This is a genomic window from Algoriphagus machipongonensis (assembly GCF_000166275.1).
Taxonomy (GTDB): Bacteria; Bacteroidota; Bacteroidia; order Cytophagales; family Cyclobacteriaceae; genus Algoriphagus; species Algoriphagus machipongonensis.
The window spans coordinates 3649828-3667856 of the sequence record NZ_CM001023.1 but is presented as its reverse complement, the minus strand read 5'-3'; the positions used below and the strand labels follow the sequence as shown (position 1 = coordinate 3667856).

The 18029-nt window shown below is 38.2% G+C and carries 14 protein-coding genes; 8 read left to right on the top strand and 6 right to left on the bottom strand.

What is annotated here, in order from left to right; all coding sequences use genetic code 11:
- Positions 1-85: 85 nt before the first annotated feature.
- Both ALPR1_RS15420 and folE read left to right on the top strand, forming a co-directional pair.
- On the top strand, positions 86-496 hold the full coding sequence (locus tag ALPR1_RS15420; RefSeq protein WP_008202075.1) for a 6-pyruvoyl trahydropterin synthase family protein: 411 nt from the start codon (positions 86-88) through the stop codon (positions 494-496).
- Entirely contained in the window at positions 456-1160 is a 705-nt protein-coding gene (gene folE / locus ALPR1_RS15415; RefSeq protein WP_040302914.1) for a GTP cyclohydrolase I FolE, read from the top strand. Before ALPR1_RS15420 ends, folE begins: the two co-directional genes overlap by 41 nt.
- 86 nt (positions 1161-1246) lie before the next feature.
- Here the strand turns inward: folE and ALPR1_RS15410 are convergent, their stop codons facing one another.
- Entirely contained in the window at positions 1247-2668 is a 1422-nt protein-coding gene (locus tag ALPR1_RS15410) for a sulfatase-like hydrolase/transferase (RefSeq protein ID WP_008202073.1), read from the bottom strand.
- 395 nt (positions 2669-3063) lie between these two features.
- Between ALPR1_RS15410 and ALPR1_RS15405 the strand changes: the two genes are divergently transcribed.
- Complete coding sequence (locus tag ALPR1_RS15405) at positions 3064-3654, top strand: DUF4136 domain-containing protein (RefSeq protein WP_008202072.1); 591 nt, start codon at positions 3064-3066, stop codon at positions 3652-3654.
- Between the two features lie 106 nt (positions 3655-3760).
- Here the strand turns inward: ALPR1_RS15405 and ALPR1_RS15400 are convergent, their stop codons facing one another.
- The 3 genes from ALPR1_RS15400 to ALPR1_RS15390 all read right to left on the bottom strand — a co-directional run bounded on the left by ALPR1_RS15400 (position 3761) and on the right by ALPR1_RS15390 (position 5718).
- A complete protein-coding gene (locus tag ALPR1_RS15400; RefSeq protein ID WP_008202071.1) occupies positions 3761-4702 on the bottom strand; it encodes a PLAT/LH2 domain-containing protein in 942 nt (313 codons plus the stop codon).
- Positions 4703-4790: 88 nt separating this feature from the next.
- A complete protein-coding gene (locus ALPR1_RS15395) occupies positions 4791-5168 on the bottom strand; it encodes a nuclear transport factor 2 family protein (protein ID WP_008202070.1) in 378 nt (125 codons plus the stop codon).
- 139 nt (positions 5169-5307) lie between these two features.
- A complete protein-coding gene (locus tag ALPR1_RS15390; RefSeq protein WP_040302911.1) occupies positions 5308-5718 on the bottom strand; it encodes a DUF4174 domain-containing protein in 411 nt (136 codons plus the stop codon).
- A 152-nt stretch (positions 5719-5870) separates the two neighbouring features.
- Here ALPR1_RS15390 and ALPR1_RS15385 point away from each other — a divergent pair, with 152 nt between their 5' ends.
- The 3 genes from ALPR1_RS15385 to ALPR1_RS15375 all read left to right on the top strand — a co-directional run bounded on the left by ALPR1_RS15385 (position 5871) and on the right by ALPR1_RS15375 (position 9682).
- Complete coding sequence (locus ALPR1_RS15385) at positions 5871-6980, top strand: hypothetical protein (RefSeq protein ID WP_153231822.1); 1110 nt, start codon at positions 5871-5873, stop codon at positions 6978-6980.
- Between the two features lie 12 nt (positions 6981-6992).
- Positions 6993-7994, top strand: a complete 1002-nt coding sequence (locus ALPR1_RS15380; protein ID WP_008202066.1) for a phosphotriesterase family protein — start codon at positions 6993-6995, stop codon at positions 7992-7994.
- A gap of 119 nt (positions 7995-8113) precedes the next feature.
- Positions 8114-9682, top strand: coding sequence for an L-serine ammonia-lyase, iron-sulfur-dependent, subunit alpha (locus tag ALPR1_RS15375; protein ID WP_008202065.1), 1569 nt, complete (start codon positions 8114-8116; stop codon positions 9680-9682).
- A 27-nt stretch (positions 9683-9709) separates the two neighbouring features.
- Here the strand turns inward: ALPR1_RS15375 and ALPR1_RS15370 are convergent, their stop codons facing one another.
- Positions 9710-12433 carry a DUF6797 domain-containing protein gene (locus ALPR1_RS15370; RefSeq protein ID WP_008202064.1) on the bottom strand — a complete coding sequence of 908 codons (2724 nt, stop codon included), beginning with the start codon at positions 12431-12433 and terminating at the stop codon, positions 9710-9712.
- A 286-nt stretch (positions 12434-12719) separates the two neighbouring features.
- Positions 12720-14441 carry a M28 family peptidase gene (locus tag ALPR1_RS15365; RefSeq protein WP_008202063.1) on the bottom strand — a complete coding sequence of 574 codons (1722 nt, stop codon included), beginning with the start codon at positions 14439-14441 and terminating at the stop codon, positions 12720-12722.
- A 244-nt stretch (positions 14442-14685) separates the two neighbouring features.
- On the opposite strand from ALPR1_RS15365, the gene guaA reads away from it, so the two are divergent.
- Complete coding sequence (guaA, locus tag ALPR1_RS15355) at positions 14686-16215, top strand: glutamine-hydrolyzing GMP synthase (protein ID WP_008202062.1); 1530 nt, start codon at positions 14686-14688, stop codon at positions 16213-16215.
- A gap of 159 nt (positions 16216-16374) precedes the next feature.
- Entirely contained in the window at positions 16375-18027 is a 1653-nt protein-coding gene (locus tag ALPR1_RS15350) for an ABC transporter substrate-binding protein (protein WP_008202061.1), read from the top strand.
- Positions 18028-18029: the final 2 nt, after the last annotated feature.

Genomic DNA, 18029 nt, shown 5'->3' with positions numbered 1-18029 from the left:
ATTGAAGGGCAGCGATATCTGAAGGTTGTTTAATAAAAATTAAATAAAATTAAACAAAAATGAGTTATCCCTGTTCAACTAATTCATGAAAGTCACCGTCTTTAGAAAAGAGCATTTCAATGCAGCCCACCGTTTACATAACCCAGATTGGTCTGATGAGCAGAACAAAGCTGTTTTTGGAAAGTGTAATAATCCTCATTTTCATGGACACAATTATGAATTGATTGTGAAATTGAGGGGGGAAATAGACCCCAGGACGGGATACGTATATGATATGAAACTCTTGAGCGATTTGATCAAGGAGTTTGTATTAAAAAGATTTGATCATAAAAATTTAAACTTGGATACCGATGAATTCATTCAACTTAACCCAACCGCTGAGAACATTGCAGTGGTTATTTGGAATATTTTAAGGGAAAAAATTGATCGGAAATTCGAATTAACGATTCGACTATATGAAACAGAAAGAAACTTTGTTGAATACGATGGGAATTGACATTTCACAAGCTTCCCTAGAGGAAATTGGAGAGGAGCATGTAGGAACCTCCCTTGAAACTCCCTTGCGAGAGGATGCTTTTGAGATGGATGATGACTTAAAAGTCGAATTGATCGAGAAACACTTTCGTGAAATCATGCATATCATGGGATTGGACCTGACGGACGATAGTTTGAAAGGAACTCCCCATCGTGTAGCAAAAATGTATGTTAAGGAAGTTTTCAGCGGCTTAAATCCAAAAAATAAGCCTATTGCCAAGCTTTTTGAAAATAAGTACAAGTACAAAGAGATGCTAGTGGAGAAGGATATCACTTTCCACTCCCATTGTGAGCATCATTTTGTGCCAATATATGGTAATGCCCATGTTGCTTATATCTCTAAAGGGGAAGTAATTGGACTCTCTAAAATCAATAGGATCGTTCAGTATTTTGCCAAAAGACCACAGGTTCAGGAGAGATTGACTATGCAAATAGGAAACGAGCTTAAAGAAGTGCTGAAGACAGATGATGTAGCAGTGATATTGGACGCTAATCATATGTGTGTAAGTTCTAGAGGTGTTCAGGATACGAATAGCTCCACAGTGACTTCTTTCTATTCTGGGAAGTTTGAAAAAGATGAGCAATCCAGGAATGAGTTTTTGAAATATATCTCTTTGGAGAAATAAAAATATAAGATACTAAACCAACAAAGAAAGCCGGACTGTGAAGTTCGGCTTTCTTATTTTAAAGGTCTTAGAGTAAGTGAGTTTTACTATTCTATGGTCTCTGTTTCCAAAACCGGCATCGATTGATACCAAGAGACTACTTTATCCCTCATAGAGGCTACTCTCTCGGGATGTTGTTCAGCAAGGTTTTGCTTTTCTCCAGGATCGTCAATTAATTGATACAATTCAGGTCTGCTTCCATCATAGTCGCATAAAAGTTTCCAGTCTCCCTCACGTATTGCCAAATCAGGTAGATTTTCAAACCCGTAATAGTTTTTTCTGTCTGGAGGCCTGCTATAAAAAATTGGAGATTGACGGGATTTTTTAGATTCACCAAGAATGGTTTTAATCATGTTTTCTCCATCTGAAATAGAGTTTTTAGAATCCGTAGTTCCCACAAACTTTAGCAATGAAGGCTTCAAGTCTATTGCAGAAAATACAGATTCTTTATTGCGGGATCCTTTTGCATGATCATCAATATAGCTAGCTCCCCAAACAATTAAAGAGGAGCGAATTCCTCCCTCGTATAAATGGGTTTTATAGCCTTTCAAGTTTCCGGCTCTACCAGCTCCCTGTTCCGGACCATTGTCAGAACAAATAAGGATTAAGGTGTTGTCTCGTAAATTTTCATTGGACTTGATGTAATCGAAAAGTTTACCAAACTGCTGATCCATTGCTTCCAGAACTGCCAGGTACAAACCTCTTTTACCATCTTCTTTGGCAAGGCCATAATCTTCAAATGGAGGCCAATAAGGGCTATGTACATCATCTGGCCAAATATTTACATAAAAGGGTTTCTCCTCCTTTTCCGCTTCGTCAATAAATTGTATTGCCTCGTTGATAAAGCCTGTGGTAATCTCGGACCTTTGCATCCAGGTAACAGGTTCTCCTAGTATTTCTGCACCTTCCCAGATACGCCCGACTTTTCCTGTCTCATCTTTAGTGAGGGGCAATAATTTTGCTCCCATTCCTTCAAAATTTGTAAGAGATTCATCAAAACCATACTCAGTAATAGCAGGAGCATTGTTCACATCTCTTTGCCCTCCCATATGCCATTTTCCAAAATGGCCCGTGGCATATCCTGCTTCTTGGAGGCTTCTTGCCAACATAGGCGCTGAAGGATCCAGCCAGCTTGCCATTCCTCGTTTTTGGTTTTGAGCACGATTATCTAAGTAAGAAGTAATGTTCCAACGCTGAGGATATGTGCCTGTGGAGATGGCTACTCGGGAAGGCGAACAAATAGGAGAGTTGACATAAAACTGCTCAAAACTGATGCCTTCTGAAGCCATTTGATCAAAGTTTGGTGTCTGGGCATCGGTATTTCCAAAACTGGAAAAATCAGCCCAACCCATGTCATCAATAAAAATTAGGATGATATTAGGTTGTTTATTGGGTTTGGGTTCAGGAGGGGAGAAGCTATTAAGGCTTAGTAAAGTAAGGGATAGCAATAAGTAGGATACTTTTTTCATAGATTAAAAATAATTCGTGCGCTTAAGGCATTTGATACATCAATTTAAAAGTACTATAGCCGTTAGGAATTGCCTATACTTTGTGATATAGAAGGGGGGAAATTATTGTTTAATGGTCTCTGGTTTGAAATTAAGCCATTTCTTTTGCTCATGGCGTCGAAATTTTTTCCTCAAATTGTTGAGGTTTTTCTACGTGAATAATTTTTAAAATGTTAATAATCAGTGTTTTATGTATTTAAACGCTGTTTCGTTCTCTTGGAATGGTATTGGAACATATATAAGTGTAATCCTAAAGGAGGTTTGATTAGAACTACCCAGAACAGGGTTAAAGGCCTATGATATGGTTGAAATAAGTGCATTTCCTTTAGACATGTTTCACCAAAAATTCAAGGACCATGAAAAAATTAAGCTATTTATTATTATTCACAATATTCTCGCTGGCTATATCTTCCTGTACTAACAAAGGGATGAAAGTAGTCACTAGAGAAGATGGGGATGCAAGCTTAGAGAATTACAGAACCTATGCTTGGATTTCCGATAAAGAAACGATCCCTAACGCCTATGCGCTGGTTGGACCGGCTGATGCTTTGGTATTCAATAATAAATCGTCCAGAAAGATGATTAAAGATGCCGTAGAGCTTCAAATGGAAGCTAGAGGCTTTGCCAAAGATGAAAAGGCTCCAGAGATGCTGATCAATTTTACAGTACTTGAAGAAGATACTGAATTGAGAAAGTACATTTTGGATAATGGACAAGACTATTTAGGTTTTGGACCAAGATCCGAGGCTGTACAGATGATACCCGTTGATAAGGGTACTGTCCTGGTAAATTTTATGGATGCTAAATCCGGAAACCAGATATGGCAAGGATATGCTTCTGGAGCACTAACTGCAGAAGACATTAAAAATATGTCTTCCATGCAGGAAAAAGTTGGAGCGATATTCGAAAACTTTGACTTTAACCAATTTCAGGCAAGTGCCCAATAATATAATATTGTGATTTAAATAAAACCCGATTCAAAAGAATCGGGTTTTATTATTTATTCTGCTGAATAAATTATCTAAGGAAAATAAGAAGCTCTGATTCCAATTTTTATTTCTCAAGATCAGCTAAAGTGGGAGTTTTAGGAATATTTTCTAATGATTCACCCGCCTTGACCCACATTTCTTCAAAACTTTCATTTGATCCATCTAATTTTTGATCGACGGCTTTGAATGATCTAATCACAACTGTTCTATGCTTTTCAATAGGTTTTTCGACTTTGCCTTTTTTCGATTTTCCTATATCATAAGTTCCGATAACTCTTATTTCATAATCTGTATAGATAAAAAAATTGCAATGGTTGTCTTTCCCCTCATATGAAAATGAATTAGACCTCTTTATAATTTTTTCCTTTTGGTTTGTTACAACTTGCTTAAAAGTAGCCGCTATTTCACTTGAAAAAGTTGAAGAGACATCAACAATTCCTTCAACTTTTACTCCTGTTTGCATCTCGTAAGATTGTTTTAATGCAAGAGAATCTTCAGTTGAAATTGTTAAGCTTTCACTTTCAATGATTTCAGAAGTTTCTTTATGATCTTTTGTAGCATTACCCCCGAAATTATTTTCGGCAATTACGTAACTACTTACCTTAATATTTTCTATTTTATTAATTAAATTTATTGAAGGAAATTCATTTGCTCTGAGAATTATTGGTTCCGCATCTCCAACAAATAATCTTTTTCGCTCGCCAAATGTAGATTCCATTGAGTCTTTAGCATTGGAGTTTATTTTAATTTCATCCATTTTCCAATTATCGTGATACAGTCCAGGCCCTCGTGGTCTTAAAGCAATATCTGTGACTGTGCCGATATCAATATCATCGTAAAAAGTAAATGTGCTTATTTGGTTTGGCTCCAAATCATCAAGTCCTGGATTATCCATTAATTGAAACTCTTTCCAATTCCCTTTAGTGCCCATTAAAAAAATTTCAATGTCTGCATTAGTCCCTTTGTACCCTGTTTTGACTTCAACTGTGTAGGTTATTTCTGGCATAATTAGTTATTTAAATAATTTATAAAAAAATAATATAGCGAATAAATAAGGGAAAAAATCATATCATGAATAACTTACTTTTTGGTTATTAAATAATGATTACATAGGAAGTGATAGATTTAATCTTATCGCCTTTTGCTCCCTTAAATCTATAAAAGTCTGAAAAAGCATATTTCTTTCCACTTTGCATTTTCAAGATTCCATGGATCGCTCCCTCTTTCCCATGGGATAGGATTTGCTCTATCTTCAACTCTAAAACCTTCTCCGTTTTCATATTTTCTAATTCCTGAGCAAAATTTTCTTTTCCCTTAATCTCTTTGTCTCCAACTAAATTCCATACAATATCCTCGGTAACACTGTCTACAAGAAATGGGATTTCCCCTTCTACAAAAGCAATATTGAATTCTTTTAGGAAGGCCATTTTCGGGGAGTTTCCACAATCAGGACTGGAAATGATCTTTGCCATTTTTAGGAATTTTAATTTTCAAACAATTAGGGAACTACACCAACCATTAAAATAACGGAAGTATTAATTCCATATTTTAACTTTTAATGAATTTAAAAGAGCAAAAAAGTAAGTCAGCGTGGAACGTTTAATTCATTGGTTAAAAATTATCCCCATCTTTTTTTCTTCGGATTTCAGATTGCCTCAAGGGCATTTGATCAATTGTCCCAAATAACTTCTCACAGCTAATTGGCTCATTATTTTTTAGTTTGATGCCTCCATCCAAACCGATAAGGGTAAACTGAAAAGGAGAATCCCCTTCATTATGAGAAGTGAATTTCCCCTCGGATTTCACCCATTCATTTTCATCATAAATCCCTTTTTGATACTTGTTTTGGATGATTTGGTAAACAATAATTTGTCGATCTTTCAGTCCTTCATTATTGTTCCTCAACTCGAGTATCTGTTCCTTTAAGAGTTGATTATTGAGGTCATTTGCTTGCAGGATAACTAATCGATCCTTCCATCGGTGCTCGGAAAGATCTTGGGCAAAACTTGTAAAAGGAGACATGACTAAATAGACAAAAATTAAAATCCTGTAGAGGTTCATAAAAACATAACAAGATAAACTTCAAGAGGTTTAACAATTTTTGGATTTTAGGCTTGCTTACCTATCTTGTTAGTAAAATTAAATTATGAAAAACATTTTTTTATTGACTGTTTTTGTCTTGCTCTTTGCATGTTCTGAAAAGGAGAAAGGAGAAAGGGGAAAGTGCTACAAGCTATATTCCCGAGCTAGTGATTATAGATAGTTTGGTGATAGATAGGCTGACAAAACCAACTCTGGTTGATGCCAAAATCGACCATTCTGAATTTTTATTTTATGACTGGAAAACTTCAGAATTCCTGAGGATCAACCCTGATGGAGAGATTTTAAAATCTGCAAATTTGACAGGAGATGGTAAAAACAGCATGCAAGCAGGCTATTTTGTAGCCGCTAGATATGGGGCAGATGAAGAAATATTAATTCAGACCATTACCGGTACTTACTCCTATGATCTGGATTTCATTCTGCAAAGTAAATGGGAGAACAATTATGAGCTTGTTACGCGCACAGTGGGAGGAAGCCATGGTTTTAATACCTATAAAAACATCCTTTATACTTTTTCGATTGAAGAAAAAGACCGTCCCAGTGTAATTAAAGAAGAAAATTATAGCACCGCTTATCCTTTTATTACCCTTAGAGATATCAAGACCTATGAAATTCTAAATTCTGAATATATTCCAAAAGAAAGTCATTTGGCTAAAAACCCGGGGTATTATTCAAAATTGGATCCTTTAGTTCAGTTCGCTCCAGATACACTATACCTTTTGTTTCCAAATTCTCCAGAATTGTATGTCTATTCTTTTCCTGAATTGACTTTGTTAGATTATTGGGATTTAAAACCGGAAGATGGCTATCAGCTAATTGAACCCACTGAAGTAGGAAGTAATTTGGAGTTTTTTAAGAGTTTGGCCGCAGGTGAGTATATCAGCTTTACTTTTTCAAATGATTACTTATTAACAAGTTTCCAAAGGGCAGCACCTAAAGATGAGGTGGATCAGTTGCCTAAAAATATGGCGGGAGGTAAAGAGTTTATGGAAGTTGTGGATAAGTATAAATCCACTAGCGTTTATCAAATTTTCAAAGGCAAAGAAAAACTTTGGGAAGGTGAGTTGGATGTAAAATTAAATATCATTCGAGATCTTATTTTTTCTACCTCTAAACCTGGAGAAGATCCTGATGCCGTAGAAAAGGATGTTCAAACTTTTTACTTTTATGAATTGAGATAAGTAAATTCAAAAATGCAAAGTCGTTATTCTTTCTTATTGCTGATTGCAATATTCTCTTTTTCATGCTCTAAACCAGCAAATGAAGAAAAGGCTGGTTTCAACTCAGTTACCGGAGCCATCTCATTAGATTCACTTGGTCTTACTCTGATCCATGAACATATGTTGGTGGATTTTATCGGTGCGGATTCCGTATCATCTAATCGATATGATAGGGATAAAGTCATCGAAAAAGTATTGCCTTATTTACTAGAGGTAAAAGAATTAGGTGTAAAAACGATTTTTGACTGTACGCCAAGTTATTTGGCTAAAGATCCAGGTTTGCTCAAAATATTAAGTGAAAAATCCGGGATACAAATCATGACCAATACCGGCTTTTATGGAGCCGTGGGTGGCAAATATCTTCCTGACTTTGTTAAAACAGAAAATGCTTCTCAAATCGCTAATCGCTGGATTTCTGATTTTGAAAATGGGATTGATGAAAGTGGAATCAAACCGGCCTTTATTAAGATTTCTGTCAATGAGGAGGAACCTTTGAGAGAGCTGGATGCCAAATTAGTTAGAGCAGCAGGAATTACCCATTCGGTTACCGATTTGACGATTGCTTCTCATACCGGAACTTGGAATACCGCCAAGCAGGAAGTAGAAATTCTACAAAATATGGAGATTGATCCATCTGCTTTTGTCTGGGTTCATGCTCAAGCGGAGCAGGATTTTCAAAATTATCTTTCAGCTGCTCAATTGGGTGTTTGGATCAGCTTGGATGGAATAGGTTGGTCTATTCAGGAATATGTGGATCGCTTACTTTTTGCCAAAGAAAATGACATTTTGGGAAATATCCTGATCTCTCATGATGCCGGTTGGTACGATCCTGCCAAACCCGATGGGGGAGATTTTCAGCCCTTCACTAATATTTTTAAAGAGTTGATGCCAGCTCTTAACGAAAAAGGATTTGATCAATCCGATTGGAAATTGTTATTGGAAGAAAATCCGGAAAAAGCTTTCTCAAAAAAGTAAGGTTCTCCCTTGTAAGGTGCTTTAAATCATGTTGTTTACTAGTCCAGAGTAAAGTATTTGATTGTTTGGTAAACATTGTCGAAATTATACAATGTTCCTTTCATTTAAAGAATTGCTCCATGAATTACCCTAGTATTTTTAATGATGTCATCGGTCCTGTGATGAGAGGTCCTTCGAGTTCTCATTGTGCAGCAGCTTTAAGGATAGGCAGGATATGTCATGATCTTATGGATGGACGAATTTCTACGATTGAAATAGATTTTGATCCGAATGGTTCATTGGCAACTACACATAAGGATCAAGGCTCAGACATGGGCTTATTCGGAGGTTTTTTGGGCTGGGAAGCTTATGATGAGCGATTGGTTCAATCCGAAATGCATCTGGGAGCTGCAGGTATTCAATTTAAAATAAATATCAAGGAGCTTAGGTATGATCACCCCAATACTTATCAAATCACTTTATCAAATCCTTGGGAAAAGCATCAGGTAATCGCCAATTCTACGGGAGGAGGCATGATTGAAGTGATAGAAATTGATGGTGTGAAAGTTTCACTCGCTGGAGATAAATATGTGACATTGGTTTATTCTTCAGATTTGTCAAAAATCAAGACGTTTCTTGCTCAATCCTTAGATTCAGAGGAATTAGAAATCCATACTGATCAAGGAGAATTTTTGGCTGTAACTGATTTGTCATTTATCGATAAATCTATTCTAGAGGAATTAAAAGAAATAGAAGGAGTCTCTCAAATCAAACAAATCAAGCCAGTGCTTCCAGTCTTGGCTGGTAAGAATCCTGAAGTTCCTTTTATCACTTGTGAGGAGATGATGACTTACAACAAAGACAAGAATTTAAGTCTTTGGGAATTAGCGGTAAAATATGAAAGTATGCGAGGAAATATTCCTGAACATGAAGTGCTTTCAAAAATGGATGAAATCCGAATAATTCTCAAAAATGCTGTAGATACAGGCCTAAAAGGTACCAAGTTTGAAGACCGGATTTTAGGGCCTCAATCTGTGAATTTCAAATCCATGATGGAAGGAAAGAAACTAATTGATGGGGATGTACTAAACCGGATTATCATGTATGTATCCGCCATCATGGAAGTAAAGAGTTCCATGGGAGTTATCGTTGCGGCGCCTACAGCAGGATCCTGTGGGGCTATGCCCGGTGCGGTTTTAGGAGTAGCAGATTCTTTGGGACTTTCTGATGAGGAAACCAATAAAGCATTGATGGTTGCCGGATTAATTGGTGTATTTATCGCAGCACATTCCACCTTTGCTGCAGAAGTTGGAGGTTGTCAAGCTGAATGTGGTTCTGGTTCTACCATGGCTGCAGCAGCGATAGTCAGTTTGATGGGTGCAAGCCTCAATCAAAGTATTTCTGCAGCTTCAATGGCACTGCAAAGTTCCTTAGGAATGATATGCGACCCAATTGGAAATAGGGTAGAAGCTCCCTGCCTCAACAAAAATGTGATGGCAGCTTCTAATGCCCTTTCCTGCTCAAATATGGCCTTGGCAAATTATGATCACCTGATACCTTTAGATGAGGTGATTGAAACCATGTATGAGGTAGGGAAAAGTATCCCTAATACTCTTAGATGTACCAATTTGGGAGGGCTTTCTATCACTAAAACAGCGAAAGAAATTGAAGCCAAACTTGGGCAAAAGCATTTCTATAAAAGCTGTTAATACATACCGAAAAGACCAATAAGAGTGTTACCTGGTAGCTATTTCTCCCAATTGATGAATTGTATTCTGAATTGATCCATCAATGCTATTGCCATTCTTATCCTTTAATTGGTAGTTGATCTCCATGACCCAAGTTGGTTTAATGTCTGGGATAGTTAGAAGAATCGTCTTTTTATCCTCCGCAAGCTCTGCTTTTGTCACCGTTAGCAATTTTTCATTGTAATGCTCGGACCCGTAATTTCTTGATCTCAACAAATCCCAAGTTTCCACAGTGTAGTTAGTGATTTGATTGACGCTGGCAGGATCGAGTTCATCGGTAAAGCTAAGCTCAATCCCTGCTGTAGTGGCTTTGATGCCTACGGGAATGGCCAAAGGTTGATCGACTTTTCTGATTCGATAAAGTCCACCTAATTGTGGCTGGGTGGATCCCCAAGCTGATAAGCCACAAAGGTATAGTTGTTCATCCCCGGGATTGAAACTTCCTCGCATCACTCCGGTAGAAAATCTCGGGATCGGTAGTTCCACGATTCCTCCTTGTACTTGTTCTCCAATCTTTTCATACGGAATGACAAATACTTTTCCATAGCCGTAGGATAGGTTTAGTAATTTTCCATCCAGAGCTCCCCATTTTTTGCTGTCCACCCAAAGTAATTCGGAAGGTGATTGATCAATATCTCTCTCCACCCAAACCAAAGGCAGTTCCATGCCACTTTCTGTGCTATCGGCAGGAGGGTCATAAGCAAACATGTTTCCATAGAATCCTCCTTCTTTGACCCAATTAATTCTATTCATTGGATTCCAGTGGCCTTCTTGATCAGTCACGATAAAAGTCCCATCAGGATTTAGACATACACCATTAGCTGCTCGGAATCCCTTGGCAATGATTTCTGTCTTTTCGCCGTCTTTACTTACCCTGATCAAAGTCCCATGCTGAGGGGTCAATGCTTCTCGGGCATGACGGCCACTCTTGGCATAATAAAAATTCCCTTGCTCATCCACCTGAAGCCCCATGGCAAATTCATGGAAGTGGTCAGTCACCTGATGATCATTGTTGAAACTCTCGTAAAAATCTGTCTCATTGTCCCCATTATAATCATGCAAACGAACCAATTGATCTCTGCAGGTGACAAAGATTTCCTCATTGACCACTTTTATTCCCAAAGGCTGAAATAAGCCTGAAGCAATACGTTGCCAAGTGAGTTCTCCTGAATCTTCTAAGAATCCTTCCACCAACCAGACATCTCCATCGGTGGAGCAGATGACTCCTTTATTTGGGTTTTTAAAAAAGTCCAAACCACTTAATCGAAACTGATTTTTCCATGGACTGTCAAAAGGTGGGTTCATGATATCCACCTGGAAAGGACCGTCTTGCTCTCCTTTGATGATTTTGGTGGTCAGCTTTTCAGGAAATCTTGCAGGACCGTCTTTTATCTTATTTAAATCCTCGGGTGGTGCCATTGATTTGGCAAATTCCTGAAGTCCTTGGGTTCCTGATTTTGCTATCAGTAATTTGATGTTCAAGTTTTGATTAGAACTTACTTCCAACACATTAAAACCTCCCTGATCTTTCAAAGTAGCCCCATTACCTACTAAAGCAACGGCTGTGCTGCTTGGAGCGACTCTCATTTTTAGCACTTTATCCGAAGGAGAAATATTCAATGTTCGGGTGAAAACAGGTTGGTCATCCAAATATTCCAACCCAAAAGTTTCCAAAACTCTTGCTTTGCCCACCGTGTAAGAAATAATTATCTGATCACCGTGTTGGTAGAGGCCTTTATAATGTGTCCATTCCCGAGGTAATGGACCAAATTTTCTTTTATCTCTAGCTGTAAACCTTGGGTCATCAAAAGTGCCTGTAGCTGGGTTGGCCCAAGCTGGAGCTACTGGGTTTTCAAAATGAAGTTCGCCGATTGTTCTTGGCGAAATGTTATGTCTTCCATTGAATAATATCGCTTCCCAATCGATAAATCCTTCTCCTGTCCATGCACCTGCTACTCGCATCAAATCATGATCAAACATCATCCAAGCTTTGCCTGCAGCAACTCCACCATCTCCTTCATCAAGTCTCACAGCAATGCCTTTATAAGCAAAATTGGAGTTTATGAGATTTTCATCAGGAAGTGGAGCTTTACCTGAAGATCGTTCTCTAGGGGCGGCATCTTGATCAACCAGTTCATAGGTGTTGATTAAAAAATTCCCATAATCCATCTCCGCCCAAGGCTTAAATTCCTTGGGTTCCGGACCGATATTGGTGCCTGCTGGTAGACTAGCCAAATAAGTGGAATCAACTTCAACAAATTGTCCAGGGTTATCTTCTTTTAAAAAATTCTCTCTCAAGTAATTGACGAGATCGTACTTTTCTACCGGTGTCAAATTCACTTGTGGAGGCATGGACCCATATCCTCGAGTCAGCGTTTGGTAAATGGAATAGGGGTCTTTTCCTACTTTAAATTCATCCTTCCAAAATTTAAATGCATTGGGCATCGATCCTTCCTGATCGGGATTTCCATGACAATTGAAACAAATGTTATTGTAAATGTGCTCGCCTGTCCGGATGGATTCGCCTTGTCTATCTCCCCAAGCGCTGATTAATCTCTGATGATCAATATTTTTTTCATATTCGGGGAGGTCCGATTCCGACAAAGTAAATCCTGATGGATCCAAAGAATCTTTGTCATTTGTTGAAGAGCCACAACCTGTGAAAATAAGAAAAAGGAAAATTGAACCTAGACCATTAAGCAGACTTTTCATTTGGGTTAATTAAGGCGTGTTGAAAAAACGAGAAATAGATATTTTCTTAAGCTAAATACCTGATTTATAACTATGGAAAATACAAATATCTTAGAGATGATTGCACCTTAAAGGAATTTTCTTCGTGTTGAAAATTTCAAATTCACGAAAAATAAATGCTTTTGACGGGGGAAGTACTAGGATAAAGATGGCCTAAGGGGCTAGCATTCCGATTTAGAATTAAATTTCATATGGGATCGTTTTTTACTAATGTGTTTAAGTATTGGATATTCACTTTGGTAATATTTTAAAGTGAAAGCAGTATTGTTTGGTAAATGCCTTCCAATTTCTTCTTTGCCAAAGAAATAGAATTCTCTAATTCCTTATTAGGTGTTGTAGAAATATCCTTGATCGATTCCAGAGAATCCATGTACCAATCTTTCCAAGTCGAGAGAATTAACTTTTGTTCCGCTGCATCTTCGCCATTTTCGATCGCTTTCTTACTTAATATCGCCTCGACCTGCAGTCTCTGAGTCGCTTTGGCAAGAAGTAAATCAGCTAACTTTTCTCCAGTTTTAATATCTCCATTCAGCAATGTATAGGCTGAAGCCAAAGCCGCAGTTCCGACATTGACCATTGTCTTTTGAGAGACTTTGTCTAAACGATCGTTATCCGTATGGTAAAATTGATCGGTAAAGTGCCAAAGCAATAATCCCGGAATATCAGCCCGTAAAAACGGAGTATGATCTGAACCTCCTTCGAAAGGATTGGTTTTGACTATCCAGTCTGCATATTCTCCTTGTGCCTCGAAATTGGTCAGGATAAAATCATTTAAGTAATGAGGTTTCATGTCCTCAACAGTCAATGGGCGGCCGCCCCATTCGCTGTGCTTGTCTTCTCCTCTTGTCCAGATCGCACTTGGGTCAGGCATTTTTTCGATCAAGAAAGTTCCTCCAGTGACTTCAGTATTTTCACCTACCATATCGAGAGATATTCCCCAATTGATTTCTGGATCTCTTTTATCTTCCTCTTCAATATACCTTCTGGTAGAAATGATCTCATCTCCCCAAAGGAAAGTTAAGGTCCGCTTCAGATCGAGCTTGCCTTGTTTCATCAGATCAGCTGTGATTTTAGCCATTTCTAATTGTGTTCCTACGCCAGTAGCATTATCATTTGCTCCCGGTTCTTGGATGTGAGCAGAAAAGACCAAACTTTCCAAAGGAAGTTCAGAACCTTTGACATTGGCTACCACAGTTAATTCCTCAGAATCATAGATTTTGGTTTTCGCCTTAACTTCTACCTGTACTTGCCCTTTTTTCAGTGCTGTTTTTAACTTTTCTTTTGCTTCAAATGAAAGTGCAAAAGCCCAAGTTGGATTTTCAGGATCATGCCTTAAACCACGGAATTGAATAGAAGTGATGTTTTTCTCAGGTTGAAGATAGGGAGGCATATCATAGGTCAGGATTCCTAAGGCTCCGCCTTTCTTTACAAATGACTGAAGGTGCCTATAGCCCAGAACATCAGAAAATATAATTTTACCCTGCAGGTCCTCTTCATTTAATTCATCTTGGGAGTCTACATAAACTACTTCTCCTATAATTCCTTCTTCAGGAGTAGAGCTAGAATTCATGTAAATCATGTTTCTGTTTGTTTCTGAAGATAAAAGGAAGTTATCCTCACCGACAATCTTTAAAGAAGAATAAACTGGTTCCCAAGTCGGTCTATCCATTTCCCTTGTTTCGATTCGGTATGTCAGTCGATTCTCTGCTGTAGCATTTTCTTCTGCTACATATCCTGACTTTTCCAGTTCTTTTACAATCCAATCCACTGAATTGTTGAAGCCTGTATTTCCGGCTACCCTCCAGTATTGCTCCACAAAAGCCACGGTTTCATAAGCCAAATCTCCTTTGAATTCCGGTCTGACCATTTTAAAGTATGGTTTTGTGATAGGATTGATTGGAGATTTTTGAGCGAAGGTTTGAAAAGATAAAGCGGCGAGTAGGCCTAGGAGCGCAATTTTAGATTTCATGGAAGTAGGGAGTCAATTCAGTTTTCGAACGCTAAATACTAAAAAAACAGTGGAAATTTGTATAGAAAATGGATTTACGGTAGCTCTTTCACGTTTTTTTAGAACCAATACTAGAGTTGTTTCAAAGGCATTTTTTTATCCTTCTATTTTCCAAAACTTCGACTCTGCTCAGGGTGACCAAACATTATTCTGTAAAATTTCGCAGAACACTTCCTCAATTTAACTGACCTGCTTACCTTTGCGCATGGCAGAACAAATCTTGATCCTCGATTTCGGTTCTCAGTACACACAGCTCATCGCCCGAAGAGTTAGAGAACTGAATGTTTATTGCGAAATCCATCCTTATAACAAAGTACCAGAAATCACTTCTGACATTAAAGGAGTGATCTTATCAGGTTCACCTTGCTCCGTAAGAGACGAGGGCTCCCCTGATTTAGACCTGGATGTTTTGAGAGGAAAGCTACCACTTTTGGGCGTATGTTATGGTTCCCAATTACTAGCTCAGAAATACGGTGGAGAAGTTCTTCCTTCCGAAATAAGAGAGTATGGTAGAGCAAGTTTAGATCATATTGATACACATTATGATCTAATGAAAGAAATGAGTCATGGATCTCAAGTTTGGATGTCTCATGGTGATACGATTAAGGAGTTACCAGAGGGATTTGAAGTGATTGCGAGTACGACTTCTGTACGTGTAGCAGCTTTTAAGGTGAAGGATGAAGAAACTTATGGGATTCAGTTTCACCCGGAAGTGACTCACTCTACCGAGGGGAAAAATCTTTTAAGAAATTTCGTAGTTAATATTTGTGGCTGTGCTCAGGACTGGACTTCTGATGTTTTTATTGATGCTACTGTTGCGGATCTAAAAGAGAAAATCGGTTCGGATAAAGTAGTGATGGGTTTATCAGGAGGAGTAGATTCTTCAGTTGCAGCGACTTTGATTCACAGAGCAATTGGTGATCAATTGACATGTGTTTTTGTAGATAATGGCCTTCTTAGAAAAAATGAATTCGAGGAAGTATTAGACTCATATAAGCATATGGGCTTAAATGTCATAGGTGTGGATTCTAAGCAGCGTTTTTATGATGCATTGGAAGGGATTACTGATCCAGAGGGGAAAAGAAAAGCTATTGGTCGAGTATTTATTGAGGTTTTTGATGATGAAGCCCATAAAATAGAAGGAGTGAAATGGTTAGGTCAGGGTACGATTTATCCTGATGTGATCGAATCTGTTTCAGTTAAAGGACCTTCAGCTACCATTAAATCTCACCATAATGTGGGAGGTTTGCCAGACTTTATGAAGCTATCCGTAGTGGAACCATTGAATACTTTATTTAAAGATGAGGTAAGAGAAGTGGGGAGAGCCTTGGAAATTGTGGAAACTATCATCGGTCGACACCCATTTCCGGGTCCAGGTCTGGGAATCAGAATTTTAGGCGATGTAACGGCAGAAAAAGTAAAAACATTGCAGGAGGTGGATCACATCTTTATCAAGGGGCTGAAGGATCATGGACTTTATGATGATGTTTGGCAGGCAGGCGCGATGCTTCTTCCTATTCAATCTGTGGGTGTGATGGGAGATGAGCGAACCTATGAAAAAGTGGTTGCATTAAGAGCTGTAGGCTCTGTAGATGGAATGACTGCTGATTGGATTCACTTACCTTATGAGTTTTTGGGCAAGATTTCCAATGAAATTATCAATCGAGTAAAAGGTGTAAATAGAGTTGTTTATGACATTTCTTCCAAGCCACCTGCAACCATTGAATGGGAGTAAAATTCAAATAATTAATTGATATACTATTAAAAAATGTAAAACCTGGAGTGAATTTCTTCAGGTTTTACTTTTTTAGTCATTTCGGCCCAAACTTTGGGTTTGAAAATATTGGGTTAAATTTGCAAACCCTGTTTTGATGTTTGATTCACTTTCAGATACATGAGAAAATATTTCTTAATGCTTTGCGCTTTTTTTCTGGTCACCCTCACTTTTGCGCAGACAATCCCTGCGGACTATCAAAAAGCCCAGGATTTCCTAAAATCTAAAAATTATTGGGAGGCGATGCCGCTTTTCAGAGAGTTTTTAGATGCTGAAAAATATGGTAACCTTGCAAATTACGCTGCTTTCCATTTAGGCGAAGCCGCATATCGAGCGAATCAGCCTGAGCAAGCAATTGAAGCATTAAAGCCGATTGCATCAAAAGTTTGGACGAAATCAGATGAATCCAACTATTTGTTGGCCCTAGCTTATTTCCAAAACCAACAAAATGTCGAGGCGCTTCGAGCAATTAAAAAAGTGAAGAAAGATTCCGTCAAAGAATTGGCTGAAGATGCGACTTTTGAAAATTTAAAGAAAACCAGTGCCAGCTTTATGGTGGCTAATCTTCAGGAGTTTAAAGAAAATAAAGGTTTCGGAGCTGCCTTAAAGGTAGTATTGGAAAGCCAGACAATTCTTTCTGCCACTGAAAGAGCTGCTTACTACGAATTGCAGGGTAAAAGAGCAGATTCTCAAAATCAAGTGAAAGACTTGGTGCTAGATATTGTCGTGATACTTCCCTTTACGGGTTCAGGCCCAAGTTCGATAAGTGCTATAGATCCTTCAAATTTTGTTTTTGAATTGTACCAAGGAATTGATTTTGCGGTATCAAGACTGAAGGAAGAAGGAAAAGAGGTGACGTTAAAGACTTTTGATTCCAAGAGAGATCTGGATCACCTTCAAGAGCTTTTATCTGATCCAGATATTGCCAAAGCTGATGTAATTATTGGCCCCATTTATCCTGATGAGGTAGATATTGTAAGCACCTATGCAGAAACTTCAAAAATCCCTTTAATTCACCCTTTATCCAATCTTGGTGAGCGGTTTGAAAATACACAGTTCAGCTACCTATTCAGACCTTCTGTAGCCTCCATTTCCAAAGGTGTAGTTGATGCTTTAAGGAAACAAAACTGGGGTCAGAAAGTGGCGTTGGGCTATAGCAGTAGCTCCAGAGACGAGCAACTAGGATTGTTATTGACAGATCAGTTGACTTCGGCTGGTTTTTCAGTGGTCGATGCTCAACAAGTAAATAGAGGAAATGTAATTGATTTTCTTCAAAAACAAGGAGTAAGGACAGGGATGGATAGTGTGGAGCTGGATGTAGATCAGATCATTTTGTTGACTGATGATCCTTCCATTGCCCAGCCCACATTTGGTTTGATGGAATCTGTAACTACCTCAGTACCTTTTTATGTAATGGATTCTTGGTTAGGGTTTAATTTTGCTAATTATGAAATGTTAGCCTTCCCAAATTTTCATTTCATTTCTAACAATACTCCACATTTTCAGGCAGAGGCTATGCAGCAGTTTAAGGAGAATTTTTATGCCAAAAATTTGGAGTATCCTAGCCTAAATACCACTTTGGGAAGAGAGTTAATTTATTGGGTATCCAATAATATGGGGCCATCCAAGGGCTTTGACTTTAAAAGAAATTTGGATCAAGCAGTATTTCAAAAAGGTAAAGTCACTTGGGGATTTAATTTTCAAAACAGTAATAATAACCAATATGTCCCTGTTTTCAGTATGGAGGCAGGGGAGTTGAAACCAGTACAGTAATT

Bases quoted from the DNA above. Each gene is read 5' to 3' on its own strand.
- ALPR1_RS15420 (WP_008202075.1), top strand. From the start codon at position 86: ATGAAAGTCACCGTCTTTAGAAAAGAGCATTTCAATGCAGCCCACCGT.
- folE (WP_040302914.1), top strand. From the start codon at position 456: ATGAAACAGAAAGAAACTTTGTTGAATACGATGGGAATTGACATTTCA.
- ALPR1_RS15410 (WP_008202073.1), bottom strand. From the start codon at position 2,668: ATGAAAAAAGTATCCTACTTATTGCTATCCCTTACTTTACTAAGCCTT.
- ALPR1_RS15405 (WP_008202072.1), top strand. From the start codon at position 3,064: ATGAAAAAATTAAGCTATTTATTATTATTCACAATATTCTCGCTGGCT.
- ALPR1_RS15400 (WP_008202071.1), bottom strand. From the start codon at position 4,702: ATGCCAGAAATAACCTACACAGTTGAAGTCAAAACAGGGTACAAAGGG.
- ALPR1_RS15395 (WP_008202070.1), bottom strand. From the start codon at position 5,168: ATGGCAAAGATCATTTCCAGTCCTGATTGTGGAAACTCCCCGAAAATG.
- ALPR1_RS15390 (WP_040302911.1), bottom strand. From the start codon at position 5,718: ATGTCTCCTTTTACAAGTTTTGCCCAAGATCTTTCCGAGCACCGATGG.
- ALPR1_RS15380 (WP_008202066.1), top strand. From the start codon at position 6,993: ATGCAAAGTCGTTATTCTTTCTTATTGCTGATTGCAATATTCTCTTTT.
- ALPR1_RS15375 (WP_008202065.1), top strand. From the start codon at position 8,114: ATGAATTACCCTAGTATTTTTAATGATGTCATCGGTCCTGTGATGAGA.
- ALPR1_RS15370 (WP_008202064.1), bottom strand. From the start codon at position 12,433: ATGAAAAGTCTGCTTAATGGTCTAGGTTCAATTTTCCTTTTTCTTATT.
- ALPR1_RS15365 (WP_008202063.1), bottom strand. From the start codon at position 14,441: ATGAAATCTAAAATTGCGCTCCTAGGCCTACTCGCCGCTTTATCTTTT.
- guaA (WP_008202062.1), top strand. From the start codon at position 14,686: ATGGCAGAACAAATCTTGATCCTCGATTTCGGTTCTCAGTACACACAG.
- ALPR1_RS15350 (WP_008202061.1), top strand. From the start codon at position 16,375: ATGAGAAAATATTTCTTAATGCTTTGCGCTTTTTTTCTGGTCACCCTC.